Below are 2492 nucleotides of genomic sequence, written 5' to 3' on the forward strand. Positions count from 1 at the left end.
CGAGGCCGTCGGCGACCGCAGGGACGAGGCGGCCCGCCGCGCGGTACGCCGGGCCGCCCCGGACCGCCCGCCGCGCCGGACCGCCCGGTCCCCCCTCGAAGGGGGCGGCCCCGGTTTCGGTCTGGTCGTCCTCGCCCCTCGGGACGACGTCGCCGTGCACGCGCCCGATCCGGCGGCCGCCGAAACCCTCGTGTCCTCGGGCACGCCCCATCTCTACGCCGGTGTCGTGGAGGGGACCGGTGTGGTCGGCCCGCTGGTCCTGCCCGGCGAGACGAGCTGTGCGGGCTGTCTCCAGCAGGACCGCACCGACCGGGACCCGGCCTGGCCTCGCCTGGCCGCCCAGTGGCGCTCCGGGCGGCAGCGCCGGGTGGGCGCCTGCGACCTGACGCTGGCCACGACGGTGGCCGGGCTGGCGGCCGCCCACGCGCTCGCCTTCCTGGACGGCCGGGTTCCGTCCAGCGCCGGCGCACGCTGGGAGGTCTCCCTTCCCGCTCTGCACTGGCATGCGCGTCCGGTCCGGCCGCACCCGGCCTGCCCGTGCGGAGCCGTACGCGAAGGTCAGGAAAAAGGTAAGGGAGAACACACCCCCGGGGGCGGGGGGTCGCACGAGACAATGACCGTGCACGGGCCGTCGGAGGAGTGGCGCCGCGAGGCGGACGCGAAGCGGCCGGCAGGGACTTGGAGGGCGCATGTCTGATCTTCCCCGGAAGGCGGTCACCCGGACCGCCAAACTGGCCGCGCTCCCGCTCGGCTTCGCCGGGCGGGCTACCTGGGGACTCGGCAAGCGGATCGTGGGCGAGTCCGCGGAGTTTGTCGGCCGCGAGCTCCAGCAGCGCACCGCCGAGCAGCTCTTCAAGGTGCTCGGCGAGCTCAAGGGCGGCGCGATGAAGTTCGGCCAGGCCCTGTCGGTCTTCGAGTCGGCGCTGCCGGAGGAGGTCGCCGGTCCCTACCGGGCGGCGCTGACCAAGCTGCAGGAGGCAGCCCCGCCGATGCCCACCCGTACCGTCCACGCGGTGCTGGCGGAGCGGCTGGGCGAAGACTGGCAGGAGCTGTTCCGGGAGTTCGAGGACAAGCCGTCCGCCGCGGCCTCGATCGGCCAGGTGCACCGGGCGGTGTGGCACGACGGCCGCGAGGTGGCGGTCAAGGTGCAGTACCCGGGCGCCGGCGAGGCCCTGCTGTCCGACCTGAACCAGCTGAGCCGCTTCGCCCGTCTGCTGGGCCCGCTCATCCCCGGCATGGACGTCAAGCCACTGATCACGGAGCTCAAGGACCGGGTCTCCGAAGAACTGGACTACGGCCTGGAGGCCCAGGCCCAGCGGACCCACGCCGAGGAGTTCACGGACGACCCCGACGTCGTCGTGCCGGATGTGGTCCACCAGTGCGAGCAGGTGCTGATCACCGAGTGGATGGACGGCATACCGCTGTCGGAGATCATCTCGGACGGCACGGAGGCACAGCGCGACCGGGCCGGCCAGCTCCTGGCCCGCTTCCTGTTCTCCGGTCCCGCCCGCACCGGTCTGCTGCACGCCGACCCGCACCCCGGAAACTTCCGTCTGCTGCCCGGCGGACCGCGGGGCGAGGACGACTGGCGTCTGGGCGTGCTGGACTTCGGCACCGTCGACCGGCTCCCGGGCGGGCTGCCCGAACCCATCGGCGAGGCCCTGCGGATGACGCTGGACAAAGAGGCGGAGGCCGTCTACGGGATGCTCTGCGCCGAGGGCTTCGTCAAGGAGTCGATCGAGCTGGACCCCGACACCGTCCTCGACTACCTCCTGCCGATCATCGAACCGGCCGCGGCCGACGAGTTCACCTTCACCCGCGGCTGGATGCGGAGCCAGGCGGCCCGGATAGCCGACCCCCGCTCCCCCGCCTCCCAGCTGGCCAAGCAGCTCAACCTTCCCCCGGCCTACCTGCTGATCCACCGGGTGACCCTGAGCACGATCGGCGTGCTCTGTCAGCTGGGCGCTACGGTGCGGCTGCGGGAGGAGCTGGAGGAGTGGCTGCCGGGTTTCGTCCCGGAGGAACCGGCGGAGGAGGAACCGGCCGCCCAGGCGTGACGGGCGCGGCGGGCGCTTCACGTGCCGGCCGCTACCACCACTGCGAGTCCAGGCGGCCCTCGATCGCCCGCAGGTTGTCGCGGGAGCACGCCTCGCAGTAGTGACGGCGGGCGCCGCCCTCCACGGAGAAGGTCCAGGTCGGCCGCGGCCCCTCGGCGCGGGTGCCGCAGCGGGCACACACCAGCGGCTCCGGCTCCGCCGCGGAGCCGTCGTCGTCGCCACCACCGGAATGACTCGTCACCCGGCGACGATAACTCCGTTCCCGACGGCCCGCCCCGCGCAACGCACCGCGGGGGCCGGTCCGTTCGCACGGACCGGCCCCCGCGGGGAGAGCTGTGCCTCCGGCTGGGGAGGCCACCGCTTCAGGTGGGATCGGTTACTGCATGACCGCCATGGCGAGCGCGCGGCGGGCGCGCCGGGAGGCGCGCTCGGCCC

3 protein-coding genes are annotated in these 2492 nt (G+C 73.8%); 2 read left to right on the forward strand and 1 reads right to left on the reverse strand.

The window, feature by feature from the left end:
• The coding region (locus B7767_RS29000; RefSeq protein ID WP_143652683.1) for a TOMM precursor leader peptide-binding protein at positions 1-697 on the forward strand (697 nt) is incomplete at its 5' end.
• Positions 690-2057: an AarF/ABC1/UbiB kinase family protein gene (locus B7767_RS29005; RefSeq protein WP_085574751.1), complete on the forward strand. Its 1368-nt coding sequence runs from the start codon at positions 690-692 to the stop codon at positions 2055-2057. The genes B7767_RS29000 and B7767_RS29005, both read left to right, overlap by 8 nt.
• 31 nt (positions 2058-2088) lie before the next feature.
• On the opposite strand, the gene B7767_RS29010 is transcribed toward B7767_RS29005, so the two are convergent.
• On the reverse strand, positions 2089-2298 hold the full coding sequence (locus B7767_RS29010) for a hypothetical protein (protein WP_085574752.1): 210 nt from the start codon (positions 2296-2298) through the stop codon (positions 2089-2091).
• Positions 2299-2492: the final 194 nt, after the last annotated feature.

Origin of the sequence: Streptomyces sp. 13-12-16 (assembly GCF_002114215.1) — a bacterium.
Classification (GTDB): Bacteria; Actinomycetota; Actinomycetes; order Streptomycetales; family Streptomycetaceae; genus Streptomyces.